The sequence below is a fragment of the Novosphingobium sp. ERN07 genome (assembly GCF_012641335.1).
Lineage (GTDB): Bacteria > Pseudomonadota > Alphaproteobacteria > Sphingomonadales > Sphingomonadaceae > Novosphingobium.
In genome coordinates, this window is record NZ_JABAID010000001.1 from 131,421 (window position 1) to 157,270 (window position 25,850).

Annotated in this window: 23 protein-coding genes; 18 read left to right on the forward strand and 5 right to left on the reverse strand. The window is 61.8% G+C overall.

The annotated features are described in order from the left end of the window. Positions 1–15: 15 nt before the first annotated feature. Positions 16–231, forward strand: coding sequence for a hypothetical protein (locus HGI47_RS00695; RefSeq protein WP_168850858.1), 216 nt, complete (start codon positions 16–18; stop codon positions 229–231). Here the strand turns inward: HGI47_RS00695 and HGI47_RS00700 are convergent. The 3 genes from HGI47_RS00700 to HGI47_RS00710 all read right to left on the reverse strand — a co-directional run bounded on the left by HGI47_RS00700 (position 201) and on the right by HGI47_RS00710 (position 2,344). Further along, a complete protein-coding gene (locus HGI47_RS00700) occupies positions 201–470 on the reverse strand; it encodes a ribbon-helix-helix domain-containing protein (protein ID WP_168850859.1) in 270 nt (89 codons plus the stop codon). The two genes, HGI47_RS00695 and HGI47_RS00700, sit on opposite strands and share 31 nt — an antisense overlap. Positions 471–644: 174 nt before the next feature. Continuing rightward, positions 645–1,367, reverse strand: coding sequence for an acetoacetyl-CoA reductase (gene phbB, locus HGI47_RS00705; protein WP_168850860.1), 723 nt, complete (start codon positions 1,365–1,367; stop codon positions 645–647). Positions 1,368–1,564: 197 nt separating this feature from the next. Further along, a complete protein-coding gene (locus tag HGI47_RS00710) occupies positions 1,565–2,344 on the reverse strand; it encodes a hypothetical protein (RefSeq protein ID WP_240949900.1) in 780 nt (259 codons plus the stop codon). A 502-nt stretch (positions 2,345–2,846) separates the two neighbouring features. Between HGI47_RS00710 and HGI47_RS00715 the strand changes: the two genes are divergently transcribed. From HGI47_RS00715 to HGI47_RS22495, 5 genes are all read left to right on the forward strand, one after another. Then, positions 2,847–3,254: a DUF3576 domain-containing protein gene (locus tag HGI47_RS00715; RefSeq protein ID WP_168851307.1), complete on the forward strand. Its 408-nt coding sequence runs from the start codon at positions 2,847–2,849 to the stop codon at positions 3,252–3,254. A 37-nt stretch (positions 3,255–3,291) separates the two neighbouring features. Beyond that, a complete protein-coding gene (leuS, locus tag HGI47_RS00720) occupies positions 3,292–5,826 on the forward strand; it encodes a leucine--tRNA ligase (RefSeq protein ID WP_168850861.1) in 2,535 nt (844 codons plus the stop codon). Between the two features lie 55 nt (positions 5,827–5,881). Continuing rightward, positions 5,882–6,313 carry an LPS assembly lipoprotein LptE gene (gene lptE, locus HGI47_RS00725; protein ID WP_168851308.1) on the forward strand — a complete coding sequence of 144 codons (432 nt, stop codon included), beginning with the start codon at positions 5,882–5,884 and terminating at the stop codon, positions 6,311–6,313. Positions 6,314–6,320: 7 nt separating this feature from the next. Next, entirely contained in the window at positions 6,321–7,346 is a 1,026-nt protein-coding gene (gene holA / locus HGI47_RS00730) for a DNA polymerase III subunit delta (RefSeq protein WP_168850862.1), read from the forward strand. Positions 7,347–7,539: 193 nt separating this feature from the next. Beyond that, entirely contained in the window at positions 7,540–8,943 is a 1,404-nt protein-coding gene (locus tag HGI47_RS22495; RefSeq protein WP_240949901.1) for a sugar transferase, read from the forward strand. A gap of 42 nt (positions 8,944–8,985) precedes the next feature. On the opposite strand, the gene HGI47_RS00740 is transcribed toward HGI47_RS22495, so the two are convergent. Beyond that, positions 8,986–9,960, reverse strand: a complete 975-nt coding sequence (locus tag HGI47_RS00740; protein ID WP_168850863.1) for a M48 family metalloprotease — start codon at positions 9,958–9,960, stop codon at positions 8,986–8,988. A gap of 243 nt (positions 9,961–10,203) precedes the next feature. On the opposite strand from HGI47_RS00740, the gene HGI47_RS00745 reads away from it, so the two are divergent. Continuing rightward, positions 10,204–11,469, forward strand: a complete 1,266-nt coding sequence (locus HGI47_RS00745; protein ID WP_168850864.1) for a nucleotide sugar dehydrogenase — start codon at positions 10,204–10,206, stop codon at positions 11,467–11,469. Continuing rightward, positions 11,466–12,719, forward strand: a complete 1,254-nt coding sequence (locus HGI47_RS00750; protein WP_168850865.1) for a glycosyltransferase family 4 protein — start codon at positions 11,466–11,468, stop codon at positions 12,717–12,719. The genes HGI47_RS00745 and HGI47_RS00750 overlap by 4 nt, the downstream gene beginning before the upstream one ends. 19 nt (positions 12,720–12,738) lie before the next feature. Here the strand turns inward: HGI47_RS00750 and HGI47_RS00755 are convergent, their stop codons facing one another. Then, the gene (locus HGI47_RS00755) at positions 12,739–13,302 is read right to left on the reverse strand and encodes a hypothetical protein (protein WP_168850866.1); all 564 of its coding nucleotides are present in this window, start codon (positions 13,300–13,302) and stop codon (positions 12,739–12,741) included. 230 nt (positions 13,303–13,532) lie between these two features. Here HGI47_RS00755 and HGI47_RS00760 point away from each other — a divergent pair, with 230 nt between their 5' ends. The 10 genes from HGI47_RS00760 (at position 13,533) to HGI47_RS00805 (ending at position 25,849) form a co-directional block, all read left to right on the forward strand. Then, the gene (locus tag HGI47_RS00760; protein WP_168850867.1) at positions 13,533–14,249 is read left to right on the forward strand and encodes a polysaccharide biosynthesis/export family protein; all 717 of its coding nucleotides are present in this window, start codon (positions 13,533–13,535) and stop codon (positions 14,247–14,249) included. A 55-nt stretch (positions 14,250–14,304) separates the two neighbouring features. Then, a complete protein-coding gene (locus tag HGI47_RS00765) occupies positions 14,305–16,500 on the forward strand; it encodes a polysaccharide biosynthesis tyrosine autokinase (RefSeq protein ID WP_168850868.1) in 2,196 nt (731 codons plus the stop codon). Between the two features lie 149 nt (positions 16,501–16,649). Further along, positions 16,650–17,888, forward strand: a complete 1,239-nt coding sequence (locus HGI47_RS00770) for a glycosyltransferase (protein WP_168850869.1) — start codon at positions 16,650–16,652, stop codon at positions 17,886–17,888. After that, positions 17,889–18,788 (forward strand): hypothetical protein, encoded by a 900-nt coding sequence (locus HGI47_RS00775; protein WP_168850870.1) that lies wholly within the window; start codon positions 17,889–17,891, stop codon positions 18,786–18,788. It abuts the gene before it with no gap. Next, complete coding sequence (locus HGI47_RS00780; RefSeq protein ID WP_168850871.1) at positions 18,785–19,705, forward strand: sulfotransferase; 921 nt, start codon at positions 18,785–18,787, stop codon at positions 19,703–19,705. The genes HGI47_RS00775 and HGI47_RS00780 overlap by 4 nt, the downstream gene beginning before the upstream one ends. A 145-nt stretch (positions 19,706–19,850) precedes the next feature. After that, complete coding sequence (locus tag HGI47_RS00785; RefSeq protein ID WP_168850872.1) at positions 19,851–20,696, forward strand: 2OG-Fe(II) oxygenase; 846 nt, start codon at positions 19,851–19,853, stop codon at positions 20,694–20,696. A 2-nt stretch (positions 20,697–20,698) separates the two neighbouring features. Then, positions 20,699–22,411, forward strand: a complete 1,713-nt coding sequence (locus tag HGI47_RS00790) for a GMC family oxidoreductase (RefSeq protein WP_168850873.1) — start codon at positions 20,699–20,701, stop codon at positions 22,409–22,411. An 81-nt stretch (positions 22,412–22,492) separates the two neighbouring features. Next, the gene (locus tag HGI47_RS00795; protein WP_168850874.1) at positions 22,493–23,848 is read left to right on the forward strand and encodes a hypothetical protein; all 1,356 of its coding nucleotides are present in this window, start codon (positions 22,493–22,495) and stop codon (positions 23,846–23,848) included. Further along, positions 23,841–24,905 carry an acyltransferase gene (locus HGI47_RS00800; protein WP_168850875.1) on the forward strand — a complete coding sequence of 355 codons (1,065 nt, stop codon included), beginning with the start codon at positions 23,841–23,843 and terminating at the stop codon, positions 24,903–24,905. The genes HGI47_RS00795 and HGI47_RS00800 overlap by 8 nt, the downstream gene beginning before the upstream one ends. Next, positions 24,902–25,849: a glycosyltransferase family 2 protein gene (locus HGI47_RS00805; protein ID WP_168850876.1), complete on the forward strand. Its 948-nt coding sequence runs from the start codon at positions 24,902–24,904 to the stop codon at positions 25,847–25,849. The genes HGI47_RS00800 and HGI47_RS00805 overlap by 4 nt, the downstream gene beginning before the upstream one ends. The last annotated feature ends 1 nt before the right edge of the window (position 25,850 follow it).

Here is a 25,850-nt window from a genome sequence, read left to right on the forward strand (position 1 = left end):
GCCAGAGCAACGCCCATGCCCGCCGGAACAGCTTTACGCACCGCGCTTGTCGCCGCGCTGCTGGCCGTTCTGGCGGGTTGCGGTTCTGCGGAAGAAAAGCCCGGCGGGGTTACCCGCGACGAGGCTGAGGCGCTGGATGCCGCCGCCGAAATGCTCGACAAGCGCGAATTGCCAGACCTGCCCGAAGCGACGGTTCCGGCTCAGGATGCGCCAGCGCCTGCGGCCTCCTGATCTGGTTCGGCCAAGAGCCGAGTTACCAGCCAGATTCGCACTGCGCCAGCCAGCCCCGGCGGCGTCTTGCTGACGATGCGGTCCGCATCGATCTGCGCCACCAGCGCATTGACCGGAACGCCTTCTGCCACCGCCGCGTCCCGCAACATATCCCAGAACAATGGTTCGAGGCTGATCGAAGTCTTGTGCCCGGCGATCTCTACCGAGCGCTTGACCGGAGGGTGATAAGGCGGGGTCATTCCGGCAGGTTAGCACGAATTGCTGACTTTAGGCTTAGCGATGCAAACAGTGTGTAAGCCCTCTGGCGAGGGCAAAGCCGCCGCCTCTACGTCAGACGAGGCGGCCGTGCCTGCGGCACCGGTCGATAACTTGGCGTCCGCTGCGCGAACACCTACGCTATCGACCTCGGCCCGTCAGTACATATGCTGGCCGCCGTTGAGCGACATGGTGGAGCCGGTGACGAAAGCGCCTTCGTCAGCGGTGAGAAACGCCACGCCCCGCGCGATTTCTTCAGCATGGCCAAGGCGACCAACCGGGATCTTGGCGACGATCTTTTCCAGCACTGGCGCGGGCACGGCGGCAACCATATCGGTATCGATGTAGCCCGGCGCGATAGCGTTCACGGTCACACCATATTTTGCGCCTTCTTGCGCCAACGCCTTGGTAAAGCCGTGGATGCCCGATTTGGCAGCGGCATAGTTGACCTGACCGTACTGGCCCGACTGGCCGTTGACCGAGCCGATGTTGACGATGCGGCCCCAGCCGCGTTCGCGCATACCGGGGAACGTGGCCTTGGCCATGTTGAAGCACCCGCCAAGGTTGATGCGCATCACTTCGTTCCAGTCATCGAAGCTCATCTTGTGCAGCACGCCATCGCGCGTGATGCCCGCATTGTTCACGACGATATCGATATCGCCCACTTCCGCCGCGATGCGCGCGCAGCCATCCAGCGTTGCCTGATGATCGCCCACATCGAAGCGATAGGCGGGGATGCCCGTTTCTGCGGTAAAGGCCCGCGCCTTATCATCATTTCCGGCATAGTTGGCGACCACGGAGCGCCCCTGCGCCTTGAGCGCCAGACAGATTGCCTGACCGATTCCGCGCGTACCACCCGTAACCACTGCAACTCGCGACATTAGTAACCTCCCAATATCCCTCTCGGACCTACGGTAGGTGCATGACGGAGATGCGACAAGTTGCCAAATACGTAATTGCTGCAGGTGCAGCATCGAATTGCTGCAAAGCAACCAACAGCAACAAAGTGTAATATTGATAATAGTTGCGCAGACAAAAGTAACTGACGAAACCAGTTCTTCGTCAGTTCAGTGGCACATCAGAAGCGGAACTGGGTTCCGACGTAGACGGCCTGATTGTCCTGCTTGCCATCTGTGAGCGGCAGCAGGCGATCACGTTCCGGCGAATAGCGCACGCCGGCAGTTACGTTGAGATTGCGCGTCAGGCGGTAGCTGCCGCCAAGATCGACCTGATAATCCCCCTGTCCTTCAAGCGTGCGCGGCGCGCGGCCTGCCTGATCGCGACCTTCTGCCTCGATCCGGGGCGCAAAGCGGCTGGGCTTTGATGCAGGGGTGGAAGATTTGAACTTTGCCAGATCAGGCATTTCGATCCGCTGCACATCGCTAAGCGGCGAAAGCGCAGCGACATTCCCTGGTGCGGCGAAGCTGGCGTAACCGCGCGCAAGGCCAAGATTGAACGCGACCGGTGCGATGCGGACAGCCGAGGCGCCCGCAGGAGCGGCGCCATCGGCCAAAGTCTTGCGAACGGAGAAAGCCTGCGCACTCAACGAATCGACACGCACGGCGACGGTGACCGAACGATTCGGACGGCCATCGGTGCCAGCAGGCGTGAAGCGGAACAACTTACCGCTCTTCAAAGCGCGGACTGTGATCTGCGAAGCGAGGCGCTCATCCACCGACGCCGGTGTGAACGAACCGATGCCACCGCGCGCTGCGAGACTCACCGGAGCGGCATCGAAACCACTGGAAAAAGCAGAAGTTACGGTCGGTGCGACGAACATGGCGGCACCAACGGCACCGCCGAGAATCAGCGACGTGCGCACGCCAGACGAGCGCAGGCGGCGGCGCAGTGCGCCCATTCCCGCTGATTTGCTGCCCCATCCGAACATTGCAAAAACGCCTTATCCCCACTTCGGGCGGTTCATGCAGAACCTGCTGCCGCCCTGTCCTCCGTTATAACGCCTGCAAGATTGCCTTTGAGCGAATCCGGTGCAAGCGCTTTTCCGACACCCTTCAATACGGATGAAGCCCGAAAGTTTCCAGTAGCCTAGGGGCAATTGTCATCGCTGACAGACTCAATCCTTCGAAGGTGTGGCGCAATGTCCACAGGTGGGAGCAAAGTTCAGCGAACGTTCACCCGTTGGTCAGCCATTAAGCCGCCATGTTCATCCCGCTTGCCGCATGGCGCGCGGCGGTGATAGAGGCTCAAATCGAAGACGCGCGCTGACACGGCGCGTTCACATGCGCGCAAACCTGCGGCGCTGCCCAAAACAGGGTGGACCGCAAGCCAAGGATCGTTTCGTAGTGATCAAGACCGCCAACGCCCGTAGCAATACCCGCAAGCTTATCGTTCGCGGCATCATGATCGGGACTATGGCCGTCCTCGTAACGGCCTGCGGCAAGAAGGAGCGCCCCAAGGCCGACCTCGCCGCCAGCCAGGTGACGACGATCGGCGTCAATTCCTATCTCTGGCGCGCCAGCCTTGATGCGCTGTCGTTCATGCCCCTGCTCCAGACCGACAGCAACGGCGGCGTGATCGTGACCGATTGGTACGCGAACCCCAAGAACCCCGGCGAACGCGTGAAAGTGACGGTTTCGATCGTCGATCAGGATCTGCGCGCCGATGCGCTGCGCGTTGCCGCAAGCCGTCAGGTTTCGCAGGGTGGGCAGTGGGTGGATGCGCCGGTGCAAGCCGCCACCGTGCAGAAGCTCGAAGATATCATCCTGACCAAGGCGCGCGATCTGCGCCGTGCCGCTATCGCAGGCTGAACTTGCGCGAGCCATGCGCGCTGCCTAGAGAGCGCGCATGACCGCCAATACCACTCCTGAACGCTTCGATCCCGCCATTGCCGACACCCGCTGGCAGCAGGTGTGGGACGAAAAGCAATCCTTCCGCGCCGACGATTCGAGCGTGAAGCCCCGCAGCTATGTGCTGGAGATGTTCCCCTATCCATCGGGGCGCATCCACATCGGCCACGTGCGCAACTATACGATGGGCGACGTGCTGGCCCGCTACAAGCGGATGCGCGGGTTCGAAGTGCTGCACCCGATGGGCTGGGACGCCTTCGGGATGCCGGCCGAAAACGCGGCGATGGAAAAGGGCGTCCACCCCGGCGGCTGGACGCGCGACAATATCGCCAACATGAAAGCGCAGTTGAAGCGGCTGGGCTTCGCGCTCGACTGGAGCCGCGAGATCGCGACGTGCGAGCCGGAGTATTACGGCCACGAACAGGCGCTGTTCCTCGATCTGTACGCTGCGGGACTTGTCTATCGCAAGGAATCGACGGTCAACTGGGATCCGGTGGATCACACCGTGCTGGCCAACGAACAGGTGATCGACGGGCGCGGCTGGCGGTCTGGCGCGCTGGTGGAAAAGCGCAAGCTGAACCAGTGGTTCCTGAAGATCACCGACTTTGCCGACGAACTGCTCGAAGGGCTTTCCACGCTCGACAAGTGGCCCGAAAAGGTCCGCACGATGCAGGAAAACTGGATCGGCAAGAGCCAGGGACTGCAGTTCGGCTTCACGCTTTCGAATGGCGAGCGCGTTGAGGTTTATACCACCCGGCCCGACACGATCTTTGGCGCGAGCTTTGTGGCCGTGGCGGCGGACCATCCGATTGCGCAGGGCGTGGCGGCTGGATCAGCTGAGGCGCAGGACTTCATTGCGCTGTGCAAACAGGGCGGGACGACCGCAGCCGAACTGGAAACGGCGGAGAAGCTGGGCTTCGACACCGGGATCACCGCAAAGCATCCGTTCACGGGCGCGGACCTGCCGGTCTACATCGCCAACTTCGTGCTGATGGAATACGGCACCGGCGCGATCATGGCCGTGCCGGGGCATGACCAGCGCGACTTTGATTTTGCGACCAAATACGGGTTGCCGATCCTGCGTGTAGTCGCCGCCGATCCCACCGACGCGGACAAGCCCTTTGCGGGTGAAGCCGAGGCGGGCGATGGCGTGCTGGTGAACTCCGGCTTCCTTGATGGCATGAGCGTGGCTGACGCCAAGGCTGCGGTGATTGCCCGCGCCGAGGGCGAAGGCTGGGGCGAAGGCAAGACGGTGTGGCGCCTGCGCGACTGGGGCGTTTCGCGCCAGCGCTATTGGGGCACGCCGATCCCGTTCATCCATTGCGAGGTTTGCGGGGTGGTGCCGGTGCCCAAGAAGCACCTGCCGGTAACGCTGCCTGAGGACGTGACGTTTGACGTGCCGGGCAATCCGCTGGATCGCCACCCGACGTGGAAGCATGTGGACTGCCCACAGTGCGGCCATGCCGCGCGGCGCGAGACGGATACGCTGGATACCTTCGTCGATTCGTCGTGGTATTTCCTGCGCTTTGCCAGCCAGCCCGAGGATCGTCCGTTCGATCCAGAGGAAATCAAGCGCTGGCTGCCGGTGGAGCAGTATATCGGCGGGATCGAACACGCGATTTTGCACCTGCTCTATGCCCGGTTCTGGACGCGCGCGCTGGCGCGGATTGGCAAGATCGAGGTGACCGAGCCGTTCGGCAGCCTGTTCACGCAGGGGATGGTCACGCACGAGACGTATGAGCGTCGCAATCCCGACAACGGCCAGCCGGTGTTCTTTTCGCCTGCCGAAGTCGACCGCACGGGCGATGGCGCAACTCTGAAAGCCGATGGCGCGCCGGTGGACGTTGGCCGCGTGATCAAGATGTCCAAGTCCAAGAAGAATGTAGTGGACCCGGACGAGATCGTTGCGAAGTATGGCGCGGATGCGATCCGCTGGTTCATGCTTTCGGATTCGCCGCCAGAGCGCGACCTGCCGTGGTCCGAAGCCGGGATCGAAGGTTGCGCGCGCTTCGTGCAGCGGTTGTGGCGTCTGTTCGGACAGTTCGATGCGGCTGCGGCTGGCGAGGATAAGGCGCTGGACCGCAAGACGCATCAGACCGTCGATCTTGTGGCAGCCGATATCGAAGCGCTGGGCTTCAACAAGGCCGTGGCGCGCATCTATGAACTGACCGGCGCGATCGAAAAGGCCGCGCCATCGGCCAGCCGCTCTGCCGCGATTGCCAAGCTGTTGCTGCTGGTTGCGCCGATGATGCCGCACTTGGCCGAGGAAGCCCACGCGCGCTTTGGCAGCGGTCTTGTGGCTGACGAAGCATGGCCCGAAGTCGATCCCGCGCTGCTCGTCGATGATGAAGTGACCGTGGCAGTGCAGGTCAAGGGCAAGCTGCGCGATACGCTGACTGTGGCCAAGGGCACGCCGAAAGAAGAGCTTGAGCGCCTTGCCCTTGCGTCCGAGAAAGTGCAGCGTGCGCTGGAAGGGGCGGAAGTGAAGAAGGTGATTGTCGTGCCTGACCGTTTGGTGAACCTTGTCGCCTAAGCGTCTGCTTTTGCTGAGCGCACCGCTGGCGCTGTCGGCCTGCGGGTTGCAGCCGATGTATGCGGGCGGTGGCAACGGCACGGTGGCGCGCGCGCTTTCGGACATCGCGATTGCGCCCATCGAAGGGCAATCGGGCTGGCTGGTGCGCAATGCACTGGCCGACCGGCTGGGCGCTGGCGCGAAAAGCGATGGCTCGCGCTATCGGTTGGACATCCGGCTGGATGACAAAGTTGAAGGCCTTGGCCAGCTTTCCAACGACACGATCACGCGCGAACGTCGCACCTTGCGCGCGCGCTACCAACTGGTGGACCAGCAGAGCGGCGAAGTGCTGCTGGATGCCACCGCCGGGTCCGACGCCGGGTTCGACGTGGTGAACAGCGAATATGCGGTGATCGCGGCAGAGCAGACCGCGTTGGAAAACCTGTCGCAGGAAGTGGCCGACCAGATCGTCACCCGCGTTTCGGTGCGCTTGCGCCAGAGCCGTTGAGGCGGCGGTGAAAGTCACCCAGAAGAACTTCGCATCCAGCGCCGCCCGCGCAGTAAAGGATTGCCGCATCTTCTATTTCTGCGGCCCTGACGAATCGGGGGCTAGCGATGCCGCCGCCCGGATCGCCGCACTTCTGACCGAATCGCTGGGCGCGGCGGAGAAGGTCGAACTGGGCGGAGCGGACTTGCGCCGCGACCCGGTGAAGTTGGCGGATGAAGCGCGCTCCGTCTCACTCTTCGGTGACAGGCGGATCATCCATGTCCGCGCCACAGGCGACGATGCGCACGATGCGGTAGAGAATCTGCTGGAAAGCCCGGTCGATGGCTGGCCGGTGATCATAGTTGCCACATCCGCCACCGACAAATCGCGCATCGCGAAGCTGCTGGACAACCGCGACGACGCGATGGTCGGCATGTTCTACTTGCCCGACCTGCGATCCGTGGCCGGGACAGTGCGCAGCATGGCCGATGCAATGGGCGTGCGATTGACCGACGATCTGGCCGAACGAATCGCCCGATCAACCGCGCTCGACACGCGCATGGCGCGCAGCGAGATCGAGAAGCTGGCGCTGTTCCTCGATGCGAGTCCGCAGGCCCCCCGCCCTGCGGATGCTGCAGCGCTGGACGAGATCTGCGCGGTGAGCGAAGACGATGGCATGATGCCGCTGGTCAACGCCGTGCTGGGCGGCAAGGCGCGGCGAATTCCCGCCGAACTTGCACGGATGCGCGAACAGGGCATCAACCCTGTGGGTCTGGTTCTTGCGCTCCAGCGCCGCACTGCACAACTGGTTCAGCTTACCGCCCGGATGGGCGAACGCAGCGATGTGGACAGCTTCGTCCAGCAGGAAAAAAGTGTCTTTTTTCGGGACCGGCAAGACATCTCGCAGCAGTTGAAGCGCTGGCGCGGTGCGCGCCTCACGCGGTTGTGCGAGCGCCTGATGATGCTGCACCGCACACTGATCGAGGACAATCGCAACGGGGAACTGGCTGTTGCACAAGGCCTTGCCGAGATTGCACGCGCTGCTGCGCGATAAACTGTGGCGGTTTTCCGTTAGCTCGTGTGGTAAATCTCACTAAGGGACAGGAACCTGCTTGCTATCGCAGCAGCACTAGGTATTTTTGCGCAGTGCAATAAGAACAGGTCGGTCGTCACAAGCACAAGTTCGAACCTGGGTTAACCTGTCAGACTTTGGCAGGCTATCCAGGGATGAGGGGCAAGCAGAAGCGATGACGAAGCACATCCCGGCAAGCGAAATGCGCGCGTCGCAGGAACGCAGGCGGGTTACCTTACCTTTGGCTCCATCACTGGAGCAGCGGCGGTTGCAGCTTTACGCTGTATTCCTGCTGCTGGATGCGCTGGCCATCTTCGGCGGGCTTGGCACAGCCTCGTGGTTGTACCTGGGCGATTTCTTCGAAGCTGATTCGCTGCTGCACACCCAAGTGATGATCCCGCTGTACTGGACCATCGCGCTCAGCCTTCAGGTCTATTCGCTTACCGCCCTCCGCCGCATCAACTTTGCACGCGGACGTGCGATGGTGTCGCTCGTCGGAGCAGAGGCTGTCCTGCTGTTCGTCGGCTTTGCAACCAAGAGCACGGACGATTTCTCGCGCGTTTCCGCCATGCTTGGCCTCGCGCTCAGCATGGTATTGCTGGTCTGGCTGCGGTCGTTGGTATGCCCACTGATCCGCGCACGGTGCGGCGAAGCGGCAACCAACACGCTGCTGATCGACGATGGCGGCGCGGCACTGCGCGTGGCACACGCCTTTCACATCGATGCGCGCGAACATCATCTTGCGCCGGATCTGGGTGATCCGCACATGATGGACCGCCTCGGTCTCTACATGCTCAATATGGACAGGGTTCTGGTAAGCTGCCCACCGGAACGCCGTGCGGCATGGGCGCTGGTATTCAAGAGCGCGAACGTTTCGGGCGAGATCGTCGATCCTGATGTGCGCACGCTGGGCGTGATCGGTGCGCGGCGGGAACGCGATTACGGCGCGCTGATCGTGGCCAGCGGACCGCTGGGCCTGCGCGCGCGCGTGATCAAGCGCGCGCTCGACGTGACACTGGCGGGTGGTGCCGTGCTGGCCTTTGCCCCTCTGCTGTTGCTGGTGGCGCTTTTGGTCAAGCTGGAAGACGGTGGCCCGGTGTTTTTCGTGCAAAAGCGCACGGGGCGCGGCAACCGCTTCTTCCCGATCTTCAAGTTTCGTTCGATGCGCGTGGAAAAGCTGGATGCCAGCGGCAACCGCTCCGCCAGCAAGGACGATGATCGCATCACGCGCATCGGCCGCTTCATCCGCCGCACGAGCATTGATGAACTGCCACAGCTTTTCAACGTCTTGCGTGGGGAAATGTCGGTCGTTGGCCCGCGTCCGCACGCCATCGGCTCACTCGCCGGTGACAAGCTTTTCTGGGAAGTCGACCACCGCTACTGGCTTCGCCACTCGCTCAAGCCCGGCCTGACTGGGCTTGCACAAGTGCGCGGCCTGCGTGGCGCAACGGATACCGAAAACGATCTGGCGCACCGTCTTCAGGCCGACCTCGAATATCTCGATGGCTGGACGATCTGGCGCGATCTGAAGATCATCGTCAACACCGCGCGCGTCCTGATTCACGACCGCGCATTCTGATCCGACCCGTTCGAGCCGAAAGGTTTTTCCGTGTCTGTAGCATCAGACGGCCGGATGGGGCGTAGCTGGACAGGTGAGTCCGGGTATCTCGCCCTGCAACCGCTCCACGCGCTTGGCGAACGAGCGGTGCGTGGGCGCGCGCAGAAAGCCCAGCCAGTCACGCTTGCGCAAACGGTCGAACAGCATGACGCCTGCAGAGGCGTGATACCCCGCGCAGTGCAGCAGTTGCAGCCCCAGCGAATCGGCAGCGTCTTCCATGCGCCTGCGCTTGCCAATGCCGCCGCCCCGGCGATCACGGTGGATGATGTGCGCCATTTCGTGCCCCGCCACCATCGCCAGTTCATCGTCGTTGGCCGAGAGCGTGACGAGGCCGGTAGAGATCGACACGTTGCGCGCATCGCTGTGCGCATCGATGCTGCGGTCTGCTTCAAGCACCAGCCGAACGGCGCAATGGCGTGCCGGCATAACGCTGACTGTTCTGCTCTGCGCGCCACGACGCACCACCAGATCGATAGCTTGGCCCTGCGGTGTGGCCGCAATATCGCCCAGCACCGCTTCGGCAACCAAAGGTCCGGCCTTGTGGCGTTCGATTATCGAATCGACCGTCTGTCCGTTGACCGCTTCGATCTCGTCCCCCACCATCAGCCCCGCCTGAGCAGCCGGACCGTCTGGAATCAGCGCCGCGACGACCGGCCACTCGCCCATGCCGAGCGTCCGGGCGAGCAAAGGCCAATCTGCCTTGCGGTAGGCCCGGCGATCATCAAGGACAGCGCCAATGTCGGACGCCATCGTCGGGCACAGATCGCCGGAGACCTGCCGCAAACGCCATTCGACCTGCGCCACGCGCGCCATGTCAAAGCGCAATCGCACCGGCCAGGCAGCATCGGTATCAACGGAATCCGCAGCATCGGAAGGATGGGCCGCGAAAAGCGCCATCGTGCCAAACATTGCCATGCAGCAGCGCATCCAGACTTTGCTGCGCGGTCGCGCGCTAGATGCGATCTTATCTGCGATCATACCGACGTCATTCCTTTGGGCCCCTTTGACTTTGGCAAAGGACAGCCGCGCCTTGGCCCAGAAAGGGATATGCATTTATGCTTATGCCGCATTGCACCATTTCGACATGCTTGCTAGGTCCAAAATGGAACCATCCAGAAGACCGTTCGAGCGCAGGTTCGAACATCTTCTTTGCGCAAGCCATCTGCAACCGATGACTCGCGCAAAACGCGCGGAATTATTGCCAGCCGACAGGAGTATACATTGAAGATCGCCATTCTCGGCCTTGGCTATGTGGGTTGCACTGCAGCAGGATGTATTGCCAGCCAAGGGCACCATGTCCTCGGCATCGATGTGAGCGCGGGCAAGGTTGATACGCTCAACGCCGGACGTTCGCCGGTCTATGAGCCGGGACTGGACGATCTGATCGGCAAGGCGCGCGCCGAAGGCCGTCTGGACGCCGTGACCGAGATCGGTAACAAGTTGGACGATGCCGATATCGCTATCGTCTGCGTCGGCACGCCAAGCGGCGTCGATGGCGCACACAACATGAGCTTCATCGTGCAGGTCACGCGCGCCATCGCGGCGTCGATCAAGCCCGACCGCGCGCAGCCGCTGACCGTGGTCTACCGGTCCACCATGCGCCCCGGCACGACCGAGCAGATGATCCTGCCGATCTTCCGCACCGCGTTGGGCGACGCCTGCGACCGGCTGGTGGAACTGGTCTACAACCCTGAATTCCTGCGCGAAGCGACCGCGATTGAGGATTATTTCCACCCGCCCAAGATCGTGCTGGGCACGATCGACGGCACACCTTCGGAAAAGATGGTTGCGCTGCACGACGGCATCGAAGCGCCGATCTTCCACGTGGGCATCCGCGAAGCCGAGATCACCAAGTTCGTCGACAACACGTGGCACGCGGTAAAGGTGGCCTTCGCCAACGAAGTGGGCCGCGTGTGCCAGAACCTCGATATCTCGGCACGCCAGGTGCACCAGATCTTCGTATCTGACACCAAGCTCAACATTTCGCCCTACTACACCCGTCCCGGCGGGCCGTTCGGCGGATCATGCCTGCCCAAGGACGTGCGCGCGCTGCAGCATATCGCAGCCGATACCGGGGCGCAGACCCACCTTGTCGATTCCCTGCTGCGCAGCAACGATGCACACAAGCACCACCAATTCCTGCAAGTGACACAGGGGCTTGAACCGGGTGCGCGCGTGCTGCTGGTGGGCCTTTCGTTCAAGGCCGATACCGACGACTTGCGCGAAAGCCCGGCGGTGGACATGGCGCGCAAGCTGCTCGACGCGGGCTATGCGCTTGATGTCTATGATCCGCAGTTGAAGCCCGAAAGTCTTGTTGGCCAGAACCTTGGCTATGCCTATGCGATCCTGCCAACCATCGACGGGCTGCTGGTAGACAAGGCCACTGCCGAAAGCGGTGATTATGCAGTGGTTATCGCCACCAACCGGCTGATCAAGGATTTGTCCTTGGGCAACAAGCGTGTCGTCGATGTGAGCGCGATTGCATGAACGCGCCCGTCGCCGCCTCTGACTTCGAGTTTCCCACGGAGATTCCAGGCCTTCCGCTAAAAGGCAAGAAGGTGCTGATCGTGGTTGAAAACCTGCCGCTGCCATTCGACCGGCGCGTTTGGCAGGAAGCGCGGACGCTCAAGGCGGCGGGCGCGCTGGTTTCGATCATTTGCCCCACCGGCAAGGGATACGAAAAGCGGTTCGAGGTGATCGACGGCATCGATATCCACCGCCACCCGCTGCCGATTGAGGCGAGCGGCGCGCTGGGCTTTTTGCTGGAATATGGTGCAGCGCTGTTCTGGGAAACGGTGCTGACGTGGAAGATCTTGTTCAAGCGCGGGATCGACGTGATTCAGGGCTGCAATCCGCCAGATCTGATCTTTCTTGTCGCGCTGCCGCTGAAGCTCTTCGGCGTGAAGTACATCTTCGATCACCACGACATCAACCCAGAGCTTTACGAAGCCAAGTTCGACAAGCGCGGCTTCTTCTGGAAACTGATGGTGCTGTTCGAAAAGCTGACCTTCAAGGCCGCCGACGTTTCGATGGCGACCAACCAGTCCTATCGCCAGATCGCCATCGAACGCGGCGGGATGGACCCGGACAAGGTTTTCGTGGTCCGTTCAGGCCCCGATCTCAGCCGTTTGAAGCGCGTGCCCCCGGTGGATAGCTGGAAGAACGGGCGCAAGTACCTGGTCGGCTATGTCGGCGTGATGGGCGATCAGGAAGGCATCGATCTGCTGATCGATGCCGTTGAACACATCGTGCGCGTGAAGCAACGCGATGATATCCAGTTCTGCCTGGTGGGCGGCGGGCCAAGCCTTGCCAAGCTGAAGACGCTGGTGGCGGACAAGGGGCTTGCGGACTTCATCCACTTCACCGGTCGCGCGCCCGATCAGGATCTGTTCGAAGTGCTTTCGACGATGGACGTGGGCGTGAACCCTGACCGGGTAAACGCGATGAACGACAAGTCGACCATGAACAAGATCATGGAATACATGAGCCTTGAAAAGGCGATGGTACAGTTCGACGTTACCGAGGGCCGTTTCTCGGCGCAGGAAGCCTCGCTTTACGCCAAGGCAAACGATCCGGTCGACATGGCCGACAAGATCATCGAACTGATCGAAGATCCGGCCCGCCGTGCCGAAATGGGCAAGTTCGGGCGCAAGCGCGTGGAAACCGAACTGAACTGGGGCCACCAGATCGCACCGCTGATCGCGGCCTATCGCAAGGCGCTGCGGCTGGATGCCTGAAGCGGCCCGTCATAAACCTTCAGCGGCGACGCTGGTGTCCGGTACGGGCGGCGTAGAGCCATGCCAGCGCGCCGGTCATTGCGGTCGCGCCTATATCCACGATCCAGTTGAGGCGCGGCCCGCGATAGAGCAGCACGTCGAGAGCGTGCAGGGAAACCACGCGGACAACGATGAGGATTACCATCGCCGCGCAGGCCAGCCCTGCCATCAGGGCAATGCGCGAAAGTCCGCTGGACCGCAGCACCCCGCTGCTGATGACCTTTGCGGCACCGATCATGCTGGCAATACTGCCTGCAATGATGATGCCACTGGCGACCATAGCCTGATATTCGCGGCGCTCGGCGTAAAGGCGCTCGTCGCGCAATTCGCCGCGCAGCAACTGACGCAAGCCCTCTTCGACGCCGAACAGGCGCGAAGCGGCGCAGCATACGAACAATACCACGGCAACGATCCACACCGTGCGGTGCCAGTGCGGCGTGCCGCGCGCGGCTTGCACGGAACGTGCCGCTGGCACGGCAAGAATCGCAGTGACGATATAGAACGCTGCCGCCACAAGACTCAGCAGTTCGGTAGACTTGTGCATTGCGAAGCGAAACTCCCGTTCCGTAAACAGGCGATCAGCCGGTTTGCTGCTTCGCAGCATAAGCCATCGCGTGTTTCCTGCCAAAGTGTCACAGGCCTGTCCAGAACTGGCAGAACATGGCAGTTTTCCCAACCTAGGCCAGACTTGCGCCAAAGGTGTGCGGGGGGTATGCTGTTAATACTTAATATGCCGAATAGTTTTTCAGGCAGTTTTTCAGGGTGAAAGCCAGCATGGACAATACAGTGGCTCGCTGCGCTGCAAGAACGGCATTCCTTTTCGGAGCCGCCGTCACCATCGCAGGATGCAGCACAGGTCCGACTGCGCGCATCGGCATGGCCGCAAACACGCCGGTAGCTGAACTGGGTCAGACCAACTTCTCGGCAGACGAGGCCGAGATTTACACTCTGCGCCCATCAGACGTCGTTTCGGTCACCGTGTTCCGCGAACCCGACCTTTCGGTGCAGAACATTCCGGTCGGAGCCGACGGCATGCTGTCGCTACCGCTCATCGGACCGATCAAGGTCGAAGGTCTTACCACCGGCGATCTTGAACGGACCGTGACCGAACGCTTGGCCAAGAGCCAGCTCATTGATCCGCGCGTCTCGGTCAACGTCATGCAGTTCGGCTCGCACCTCGTCACGGTCGAAGGTTCGGTTGAAAAGCCCGGCATGTTTCCGTTCAAGCCGGGCACCCGTCTGACCGGGGCAATCGCGCTGGCCGAAGGCCTGAAGCGCGAAGGCAAGCTCAGCGAAGTGGCGATCTTCCGCCAGACCAAAGACGGCATTGCGGTGGCCAAGTTCGATTACGGCGCAGTGCGCGCAGGCACAATGATGGACCCTGTGTTGCTGCCGAGCGATCGCGTGATTGTTGGCACTTCTGGCCTGTCGCTGTTCTGGCAGGATCTGATCAAGGCATTGCCCGCTTTCGCGCTCTTCACACGCTTCTGATAGTCCGCTCCCTCGGAGCCGATCGCGCAAAGAATTCCAGAAGGTTTTGACCCGAATGACGAACGCCAGCCTGACCCGATCGCCTTCCGAGCAGTACCTGCTCGATGATGGAGATGCCGCCGGTGGAGCCCCCAGCCTGATCAGCCTTTCGATGATCCGGGGCATTCTCTACCGCCAGCGCTACATGCTGGCCGGGATCATTGGCCTGGCGCTGGTCGCGGCCCTGGTCATCACGCTGCTGACACGCCCGATGTACAGCGCTGCAGCCACGGTGCGGATCGAACCGTTCATATCCTACATCGTCAACGGTCAGAACATCTCGCCCGAAATCCCGGTCAACGAAGTCGACCGGTATATGCAAACGCAGTCGACGGTCATCACCAGCCGTCGCATCGCCTATCAGGTGGTCGATGCACGCAAGCTGGCTGATCGCGAAGACTTCATCGGTGAACTTGCCAAGGTGCGCCCCGAAGGCATGGACGATGCCGGCTGGAAGAGCGCGCGACGCGAAGCCGCCGCCGATATTGTCGAGGGTGGCACGCGCGTGGTCATCCCGACTGAAAACCGGATCATGACAATCGCCTTCGACTCGCCCAGCCCGACCATTGCGGCCGAAATGGCGAATGCGATCACCGATGCCTTCGTGCAGGAAGATGTCCGCCGTAGCGTCGAAACCAATACCTACGCCCGCAACTATCTGCGCGACGAGATCGGCAAGTTGCAGCAAAAGGTGCAGGAAGCCGAAGTGGCGACCAACGCCTATGCCAGGATCAACGGCATCGTTGCGCAGGCTCCGGTAATTTCTACGGCCACCGATGGTCAGGCTAGCCCGGCCCAAACGGTGAAGGTGGCCACACTGGCCAGCGTCAACCAGACCTATACCGAAGCGCGGGCCAAGCGTATCGCTGCAGAACAGCGCTGGAATGCTATCGCCAACGTGCCTGCCACGCAACTGCCCGAAGTTCAGCAGAACACCGCCATTCAGGCGATGATCACCGAACGCTCCAAGGCGATCACCGAACTTTCGCAACTGCGCCAGCGCTATGGCGAAGGCTATCCGCGCCTGCGCGAACTCAACGCGCAAGTCACCTCGCTGACCACGCAGATCAACAACGCCACGGCGGCGGTTAAGAACAGCATTCGTGACGAATACCAGATCGCGCAGCGTCAGGAATCAGCACTGGAAGGCGAACTGACCAAGGTTTCGGGCGATACGCTTGTCGAACAGGACAAGCGCGTGCGCTACAATATGCTTGATCGTGAAGCGACCGCTCTGCGCACGCAGCTTGCATCGCTGCTCACCCGCTACAACGAAATCTCCGCCGCCGCGAACCTCAACTCCGGGGTCAGTACCAAGCTTGACGCCGCGCGGGTTCCGGGTGGTCCGGTTTCGCCCAGCCTGCCCAAGAACATGCTGATCGGCCTGCTGTTGGGCACCGCGCTCGCCGTGGGCATCGCCATCCTGCGCGAAATCTTCGACGACCGCATCCGCAGCACCGACGAGGTGGAGCGCAAGCTTGGCCTGCCGCTGCTGGGCTATACCCCGGATGTGGGCGACCGCGATCTGGCCGAGGAAGTTTCCGACCCGTTCAGCGTGCTGATGGAAGCCTACTCCTCGATCCGCAGTTCGGTGGACTTCGTGGTCCCCGGCAAGCATCGCGTGCTGCAGATCACCAGTTCCGAACCTTCCGAAGGCAAGTCGCTCACCGCGGCCACCATCGCCCGCAAGTATGCTCAGCTTGGCCGCCGCACGCTGCTGATCGACGCCGACTTGCGCAAGCCGTCGCTCTTCGCGTTGTTCGGGACCAAGCGCCCCGACACCGGCTTTGTCGAAGTGCTGCTGGGTGACGTGAAATTCGAAGATGCGCTGATCAAGGGCACGCCCGAAAATCTCGACGTGCTTCCGGTCGCCCGGTCGAAGATCAACCCGGTTGAACTGCTGTCTTCGCAAGTGCTGATCGATTTCGTGGAGCACTACCGCGAACAGTATTCGCTGATCATCTTTGACTCGGTGCCAGTCATGGGCCTTGCCGACGCGCCGTTGCTGTCGCGCATTGCCGATGCCACGATCTTCATCGTCGAAGCCAACCGTGCGCATTACGGCCAGGCAAAGACCGCGATCCGCCGTCTGGCAAGCGCAGGCGCAAAGCTCGCGGGCGTCGTCCTGACCAAGTACCGCGCAGGCGAAGCCGGCATGGCTTACGATTACCACTACCAGTACTACGCCTACGGAGATCGGGCGAAGGACTAAGAGGGAACCTGGAAAGCAAGCGGGGCAGGCACATCACCTCCCCGCAACGACTGTAGAACGCCAGTCGGCAGGGACGGCACCCACCGCTCCTGCCCTTTCGGCGGAAGTCTTTGCGCATCCTTCGGGATGGTTTCTTGAGGAGCAGTTGCGTGAACCTCGACGAGCTGAAACCCGAAGGAGGGCGCAAGCCGCTGATCCTTCATGTTTCAGCGGATTTCCCCGATCCGATCGAGGCTGCAAAAACCAAGGTCATCCGCACCCTGCTCGATCTGACGGCGGACAGGTTCCGCCACCGGGTCATCTCGATCAACCGCCAATCCCCCCCGCCCGCAGCCTTGCTGGGGTCCGTGGTGCGCGGACTGGGCACGCCGAAACTGGAAACGCAAACCCAGCCGTTCGAATGGGGCGAGGCGCTGATCTATCGCGCGCCGGGGCGCGGGCTTTATCACAAGGCCATGCTGGTCCAGTTGGGTGACCGGATTGCAGAGAGCATCGCGGCGGGCGAAAAGCCCGATCTGATCGTGGCGCACAAGCTGACGGTTGAAGGCATTGCGGTGATGCAGGCGGCACGCACAACCGGTGTGCCCTACGCCGTTACGATACAGGGCGATACTGACACCAAGATCCTGTCTGCACGCCCTGATCTGCGGTCTGTGTGCCGCCAGGTGCATCTAGGTGCAGTTCAGACGACCACATTTGCGCCCTGGGCGCTTGACGCCGTGGAGGCGAAACTGGGCACGCGCACCGGCCCGGTTTCCGTGGTGCCCTGCCCGACCGAAATCGACATGCCGCGCGCACCGGTGACGGGTGGGAACGGGTTGCTCAGCGTGTTTCACCTGAAAAGCCACGCCCGCAAGAACCTGTCCGCGATGGCCCAAGCATTGCGGTTGCTGGCAGCAGATGGGCGAACGCCGCATCTGGCGATCTGCGGCGGCGGCAGCGATGCCGATATGGCCGCCGCGCGCGCAGCGGCAGGCGATGCGCCGGGGCTGACTCTGGAAGGGGCGCTTGACCGCACAGCGGTGGCGGCGCGGATGAACGCCGCAACCGGCTTCGTCCTACCATCGCGCCGCGAGACATTCGGCCTTGTGTTCATTGAAGCGCTGTTTGCGGGGCTACCGGTGATCTATCCGGCAGGGCAGGCGGTTTCGGGCTATTTCGACGATTGCCCCTTTGCCATCGCAGTGCCCCCCGACGATCCGCGCGCGCTGGCCGATGCGATGGCGCGCCTGATCGACGAGGAAGCAGCGCTCAAGGCCGCGCTGCAATTGTGGCAGCAATCGCCCGCCGCGCAGCGTTTCACCCGCGCGGCCATCGCGCAGGACTATGCCGCAGCGTTGGACAAAGCTCTCGCGCCATCCCCCACTCTTGTTGCCGGAGCGGCCTGAATGCCCATTTCCCGTGCCCCGCTGACCACCACCCATCCGCACGGCCACGTTCTGGTGCGGGCCGACCGCAAACTTGGGCTGCTGCGCATTTCCAAGAACGCCTCGACTGAATCCAAAGTCCGGCTCGATTGCCGCGACTGGATCGCGTTCGACCAGTTCGATGGCCCCAGCGTGGCCTTCCTGCGCGATCCCTATGGCCGCTTCCTCAGCTCGATTCCCGAAACGATGCTGCGCGTCACCCATTTCCAGATCGAAGACCCCAGCCGCAAGGACCGGGTGACCGCGCCGGAAGATGTCTACCGCGAACTCTGCGCCATCGCGCATCTGCCGATCGAACAGTTCGCCGAAGGATTCTTCGAACTCGTCCGCTACAGCTTCTTCGATGCGCATCACGAACCGCAGGTCAGCTTTCTGGCCGACCGGCACGGCGCGCTGCGCATCGATCCCTATCTCTATCGCACATCCGCCTTCGATCAGGCGCTGGACCAGATCGAGGCGCGGTTTGGCGTAAAGGCCGTGCCGGTGGCGCAGCAGAGCAACAAGGGCGGTGCCAAACCGCTCGCCGGGCGCAGCAAGCCCATCGACATGGCGCGCAAGCTGACGGGCACCGGGGTTTACAAGCGGGTGGAGCATGGCGGGCCGCTGATGGTGCGCCACGGCGGCGGCATTGATGGTCCCGCCACGATCCGCGAGATCAACGCATGGTGCAACCAGTTCACCGCCGATCTTAAACGCGCGGCCCTGCCAGCCAGCCTGCGCGCCGGGATCGAAGAGCTTTATGCCGACGATATGGCGCTGTGGCAGCGGATCCAGACCGTCGGCGGCGATGTGCCCGCCAGCACGATCTGGAACGCCGCAGACACGCCCGCGCAAGCAGCCGCACAAGGGGCCGCGGCATGAGCGCAGTCTGGACTCCCAACCTGATCATGCCCGGCGTGGCCAAGTGCGGCACCACTACGCTTTACGATCTGCTAGTCAGCCACCCCCGCGTAACCGGCGGCATCGAAAAGGAAGTGCGCTTCCTGATGGACGCGGGCGACGAACTGGCCACCGCGCAGAATGTGCGCGATCTGGGCGTAGCAGGCTGGGCCGATCAGTTTGCCGATAAAGGACAGGGCGATTTCGACGTTTGGCTCGATGCCTCGCCCCAGTACCAGTATCAGCAGGTCGCGCTCAGCACGATTGCCACGCTCGATCCGCAGCCCAAAGTGCTGTTCGTGGTGCGCAAGCCATCGGCGCGGCTGTTCTCGCTCTATCAATACGCGCGTTATCATCACAAGCGCCTGCCGCATGTAACCTCGTTCGCGCAGTTCATTGATGAGATCCGCCCCCCGGTGGACAGCCGGCTGAATGACCAGAAGATGATGGTCAACGCATGGGCCGACAGCCACTATGACCAGATGCTTGAGCGCTGGAGCGCGGTGGTGCCGCCCGAACGGCTCTATGTCACATCGGTAGAGGAACTGGGTGCCGACCGCGATGGCGTTCTGGCCGACATCGCACACTGGCTGGGCATCGACCCCGACCCGCTGCTGACGTGTGAGGTTGACCGGTCAAACCCCACCGTAAAGACCCGCAGCCGTCTGATCCGCATGGTCGGCGGGCGCGCGGCAAAGCTACTGCCTGAAACGCCGCTGGTGCGCCGCCTGAAAACCTTCGTGCGCGAGATGAACTCCGCCCCGCTGGACCGCGACGAAGTGAAACAGAACGCAGACCTCCTCGCCCAGTTGGACGCCGAATTCGCCCCTTCAATGGCAAATTTTGCCGCCCTGCGCGCCAAGCTCGGCCTTGCGCGAAATCGGTCCGAATTGGTATGAAACCGGAATATATCGACGAATCCGACGCAACGGGGGGCCGCACCAACACCCTGTCGGGCAATCTGCGAGTTACGGCCGAGAGTTCCGGGGAGAATTTTCTGGCAACCCAAGGACCATTTGGTCCCGATCACGGATTTTAAGACAGATGAGCATTCTTGAACTTGAAGAGACCGCGGTCGGCCTGCCCTTTTTCAATGAAGAGCAGGCTCGTGAGGCAGGTCGCGCGCGAGCGGACGAATATCAGAACGCGGAACCCTTTCCGCATATCGTTATAGACGATTTCGTGGATTCGACCTTTCTTCGGAAAGTGATTGCCGAGTTTCCTTCCAATTCAGGAAGAACGTTCGCGCGTGCGCAGGAACTGAAGAAAACGCAGTTCCATCCGGCGGAGTGCAGCCCTTTCATCCGCCACCTGCTGAACGAACTCAACAGTCAGGCATTTCTCGCATTCCTGCGCGAAATGACCGGGATGAAAGGTCTGGTCGCTGACCCCTATTACACTGGCGGCGGTCTGCATGAAACAAAGCAGGGTGGCCTGCTGGGCGTCCATGCCGATTTCAACATGCACCCCAAGATGAAGCTGCAGCGTCGCATCAATCTGCTGATCTACCTGAACGAGGATTGGGACGAGTCTTTTGGCGGCAACCTTGAGCTTTGGGATCGCGGTATGACCGCTTGCCAGAAGAGCGTTGCACCCGTGCTGGGACGCGCGGTGATGTTCAACACCGACCTTGACAGCTATCACGGGCACCCAGATCCCTTGACCTGCCCGCCGGAAGTATCGCGTCGTTCTATCGCGACGTATTATTATACGGCTTTCGAAGGCAGTGAGCGGTTGGCACCGAAGCGGACAACAGCATTTCAGGCACGTCCCGGCACAAGCGACAAGTTCGATTTCAAACTGCACATGCGCCATTTCCTGCGCGATTGGGTGCCGCCGATCATCCAGCGCAAATTGAATGCACGCAAGCCGAACGACATCGACACCTGATCGTGAGCGGAAGTTCCGCAACGCACCCTGATGCCGCAACGCAGGCGTCCGGGGCAGGGTCAGAGCATCTTTGGGACGTTGTTGTCATCGGCAGCGGCATGGGCGGTGCAATGGCTGCTGCCGTTCTTTCGCAAGCCGGCCATTCGACGCTGGTTCTTGAAAGCGCACGGCCACCGCGTGAGGGCAAGGTAAAGCTGTCGTTCAAGGCAAAGCTCAAAGCAAAGATTTCGAGCAAGCCTACTGCCGATCCGGGTGGAGAGCGATGGCCCGACCCTCTTCTGCTCCGCTCACATGCAGATGCTTCCTATCGCGAAGTTCCTTCGGTGGTTGCGCGCATTCCCGGCGGTTCATCGCAGGTATATGGCGCGGCGTTGGCGCGTGCGCGACGCACCGATTTTGAGCAAGACTGGCAGCCGGATGCGTGGTTGCCCGGCGCACAGCAAGCCCTTCCCAATGCCTGGCCTGTGACCTTTGACGAAATGCGCGGCTATTACGAACGGGCGGAACAATTGTTTCGCGTGGCCGGGACACGCGATCCACTGGATACCGACGATGACGCAGACCTTCTGCCGCCGCCACCGGTATCTGCCACTATCGCAAAGCTGGCAGAAAGGTTGGAGGCCAATGGCCGCCATCCGTTCAGAATGCACGTCGGGATCGATTATGTGCCCGGCTGCAAGGAGTGCCAAGGCGAACGCTGCCTGCGGCTATGCAAGTCCGACAGCTTTACGCGAGCCTTGCGTGAAGAACTGACTTCACAACGTGCCAGACTTCGCACTGACGCGAGCGTCGAGTGCATCACACCGCGCCGGGCGGGTGGTTACAATCTCGTCGTCCGATCTGCGGCAGGAGAAACGGACGTCGTTTCTGCACGACGGGTGGTGTTGGCGGCTGGCGCCCTCAACACGCCGCTGATCCTCCAGCGGTCGCCTGAACTCTGGCCGGAAGGGCGCGTGCCTGCACTGGTCGGCGGCGGGCTGATGTTTCACTTTGGCGATATCTTTGCGATACTTAACGCGGGAGATCGCTCTCCCGCTCATGGCCCGATGAAGGTTCTTGGCTTTCGGGATCACTACATCGATGGCGTAATGCCGCTTGCCGAATGCCAGTCCCTTGGCATGGCTGGGTCGCCGTGGATGGTCAGCAAGTATCTGGAAGGCGAAGCGATGGAAATGGGCATTGGCAAGTTGCCCATGCTGCGCCTGATCACCGATGTGATCGGCACGTTCGCTTCTGCAATGTTCAAGCGGTCGGTTCTGTTCACTTCAAACCTTGAAGACCTGCCCTATGCCTCCAACCGGGTAGATGCAGCGGGTGATAGCGTGGTTCCCGGTCTTGGCCGGGTTGCGGTGACCTATCATGCACCGGATGAATTGCTGATGCGCGCCAAACGCTTTCGCAAGCTGATGCGCGAAGCGTTTGCACCATTTTCCGTGCGCTTTCTCAAAAGGTTGGGCGCGCCCAACCTTGGCCATCCGATGGGAACTTGCCGGATGGGCACATCGCCCGAAACATCGGTTACGGCGCCGGATGGTTCCGTGTGGGGACACGAAGGGCTGTATGTGGTCGATGCTTCGGTGTTTCCATCGTCGTTAGGCATCAATCCGGCCCTGACGGTGGCGGCCAACGCCATGCGCGTGGCAGAAGGAATTGCTGCGATTGCAGCAGGAGCGCGGCCCTGCGCAAAGGGCACAGGAGAACCCTGTGTTGATTGACACCCTATCAGCGTTAATACATAGCTTGCGCAGCAGTTCTGCTGCACTTGCGAAGGGGAAGCGGTACTTTTGATGGCGCCAATGCCCGCCTTGAATGCTGCGCGCCCTCCCCGGCCCGCAAACGCCCGCCCCGCGAACCCCCGGTTGACACGGGAAGAGCTGAAGCGGCTAACCATGCCGCTGGTGCTGTTCTGGGCGCTGCTGCTGCCTGCTGGCCTGTCGCTGGACTTGGGCGGTGTGGTCATTCCGCCCTATCGCCTTGTCGCGATGGTTCTGATGCCGTTTGCGGTGGTGGAAATCGTGCAGCGGCGGTTGCGAATGACCATGCCCGACTGGCTGATCATCGGCGGCGCTGCCTATGGCTTTGTCGCGGCATTCGGTGCGCTGGGCCTTGATCGCGGTTTGCAGTTTGGCGGCAGCTTCGTGATCGATTCGCTCGGCACTTATCTGGTGGGGCGCGCCTATCTGGTCGATGCCCGAAGGCTGCGCGAATTCCTGCGAAGGGCATTGCCGGGGGCGCTGATCATCGCAGGCATTCTGGTTTTCGAATCGATTTCGCACCAGTTGCTGATCGCGCCGCTGTTCCCACAGCGTGGCACGATGGAAAACCTCTACGAAATCCGCATGGGCCTGCTGCGCGCGCGCGCCACGTTCCCGCATTCCATTGCGGCGGGCATGTTCATGATGTCGCTGCTGTCGCTCTATTTCCTTTCGGGGCTGCCGCAACAGACACGGTTGCTGGGCGTGCTGGCCTCGCTTGCCGCGATTTTCACGGTCAGCAGCACGGCCTTTCTGGCACTGGCGCTTACGGCATTCCTGCTGAGCTATCGTGGTTTCTTCAACGTGGTTCTGCGGATGCGCGAGCGGATGATCTATCTCGTCTATGCGTTCATCGCGCTTTATGTTGCGCTGGAAGCGTTCACCGGGCGCGGCGCCATCCGCACCCTGATCCAGTACGCCACGCTGAACCCTCGATCGGGGTATTACCGCATCCAGATCTGGACCTACGGCACGGCATCGGTCGAACGCAATCTGTGGTTCGGCATCGGTGACAAGGCGATGGGGCGCGCGCACTGGATGGTCATGGAAACCATCGACAATCACTGGCTGATGCTGGCTGTGCGCTATGGCCTGCCCACCGCTGTGCTGTTTGGCCTTGGCGTGATCTGGGCCTTGTGGCGGTGCGGCGCAAAGAACCGCCGCCTGAACACACTCGATTACGGCACCACCATCGGCGCGATGATCGCGCTGGCAGTTTCGGCCACGGTGGCGTGGGCTGGCGCGCTGTGGGCAAACAACATCGCGTGGTTCATGATGACCGCAGGCTTCGTCGTTGCGCTTTCCGAACAAGTGCGGCTGAACACCGGAACCCGCAAGATTGTGCAGCGCAGGCAGGCTTCTCCGCTCAGCATGGCGAACACGCCGCGCCATGCCTGAAACATCGCCAGCACTTGCAAAGCGCTATGCCGCGCTTGATGGAATGCGTGGCCTCGCTGCACTGGCGGTTGCGCTGTATCACTGGGGGCTTGCCACCACGCCGATCGTGCCTGCGGGCTATCTGGCTGTCGATTTCTTCTTTGTGTTGAGTGGGTTCGTCATCGCGCTCACATATTCTGAACGATTGGCGGGAACGCTCTCGGCGCGCGAATTCATGATCATGCGCGTGATCCGGTTCTATCCGATCTATCTGGTCGGGCATGTGCTGGGTTTCCTGCGCAGCATGGCAATGCTGGTGGCAGGCAATCCGAACGTGCGAGGCGGGACGGAACTGGCGCTGGCCACTGTCTTCGGCACCTTTATGCTGCCGGTGCCTCTGGATGCCCGCAATCTGTTTCCGCTTAACGTGCCTTCGTGGACGCTGTTTCTGGAACTGCTGATCAACGTGGCGTTCGCGCTGGGCATGTTCCAACTGTCAAATCGCGCGCTCGCGGGCATCATGGCGGTAAGCGCGGTAGTGTTGATCGGGTTTACCGGCCCGCCGCACTTCATGGACGTGGGATATTCCGCAGCCACGCTGCCGCTTGGCATTGCGCGCGTCTGCTACTCGTTCCCGTTCGGCATCATCCTGTTTCGGATGCTTGGAACGCAGCCCCGGCGTTCGTCGTGGCTTTCCTTCATTCCGTTGGGGGTGCTGGTCACAGTTCTTGCCTGGACGCCGGGCGAAGCGCAGCGCGGGGCATGGGAACTGGCCTGCGTGTTCGGGCTGTTCCCTGCCCTCGTCGCTGCAGGCATTCGTCTGGAATTGCCAGCCGCGCTGGCCCGTCCTTTCGAGTTTCTCGGCGCAATCTCCTTTGCAGTGTACGCCATCCACGGGCCGCTGATCATCTTCGTGAACAAGTTGACGGAGAAACTGTCGCTTGATGGATGGGCTGCGGTCGCGGTCTATCTCTTCATCCTGATGGCGGCGGCGCAGGCTGTAGCGAGCCTGTTCGATGCGCCGGTTCGGGCCATGATCGGCAAATGGCGGCGGCAAAGGCGTGTGGTGGCCGGATGATCAGTCTTGAAGGGCGGGTCGGGCAGCCTGACGTCAGCATTCTGATCGTTGCCTACAATTCGCGCGACTTTATCAGTGATTGCATCGGTTCGGTCATCGCGCATACCAGTTGCAGCCATGAAATTCTGCTGATCGACAATGGCTGCGATGGGACGGCGGATCTGGTCGCCCGCGAATTTCCATCGGTGCGGATCGTGCCCAGCCGGGGGAATATAGGCTTTGGCAAGGGCAATAATGCACTGGCAAGCGAGGCGCGGGGGCAATACCTGCTGCTGCTCAACCCCGATACCCGGCTGTACGATGCGGCAATCGACCGGCTGCTGGACTTTGCCAGGCACCAGCCGGCCGGGGCGTGGGGCGGGGTGACGACGCTGCCCGATGGCACGTTTGACACGGGCAATTTCCTTTCGATCCCCACGGTGCCCGGCCTGCTGCGCAATGCCTTTGTTGGCAGCAATGTGGGCGTGCGGCGAGCCGAGCTTGAAGCGCTGAGCGAACCGGAGCGGGTGGACGTGCTGTGCGGCGGGCTGATGATGCTCTCGCGCCAGACGTGGGACAGGCTTGGCGGCTTTGATGAAAGCTTCCTGCTCTACTCCGAAGAGATCGACCTGTTCGCACGCCTTGCCCGGATGGGTGAGCAGGCGTGGATCACGCCGCATTGCAAGATCATTCACAATGTCGGCAGCGGCACGCCGCATTCCGCCACGCGGCTGATGTTCGCGACGACTGGGGCGATGCACTATGCCCGGCGGCACTGGCAGGCCCCGCTGGCACAGATTGCCGGGCTGGCGCTGTGGCTTGAAGCGGCGCGGCGTTGGGGGACGAGCACGGTTCTCGGCCTTGCTTCGCGCGGACACCGGGCGCGGCGCAAGGCCTATGACCGGGTGGTGCTGCGTCCGTGGCTGTGGTGGAACGGGTATCGCGGGCGCACTTCGCTCGACTGAG